General features: G+C 23.3%; 1 pseudogene. It reads left to right on the top strand.

Annotated features, from left to right (window positions below):
• Window positions 1-193 precede the first annotated feature (193 nt).
• Window positions 194-287, top strand: a pseudogene (locus LDP10_RS03455) (F0F1 ATP synthase subunit B); the annotation flags it as partial.

Raw genomic sequence — 287 nt, 5'->3', positions numbered from 1 at the left:
GTTTAGGGGATGCTATTCCAATGATAGCTGTTGGTCTTGCTTTGTATATATTTTTTGCTATTGCTTAATTTGAGTATTACTATTTAAGTAAATACGTTTTTAAATTTAAATAGTAACTAATAAAAAATCTTTGCATTATTAAAATAGTGCAAAGATTTAAGAATTATTTTAAAATAAATTAAGGTATAAAATTGTGAATCTCAATTCCACTATTTTAGGGCAATCTATTTCATTTTTTTTATTTGTTTGGGTTTGTATGAAATACATATGGCCTCCTATTTTAATAA

It is taken from the genome of Buchnera aphidicola (Pemphigus obesinymphae) (assembly GCF_026122815.1).
GTDB lineage: Bacteria > Pseudomonadota > Gammaproteobacteria > Enterobacterales > Enterobacteriaceae > Buchnera_C > Buchnera_C aphidicola_BJ.
The sequence above is the reverse complement of the archived record's forward strand: the minus strand, read 5'-3'. Positions and strand labels throughout refer to the sequence as shown.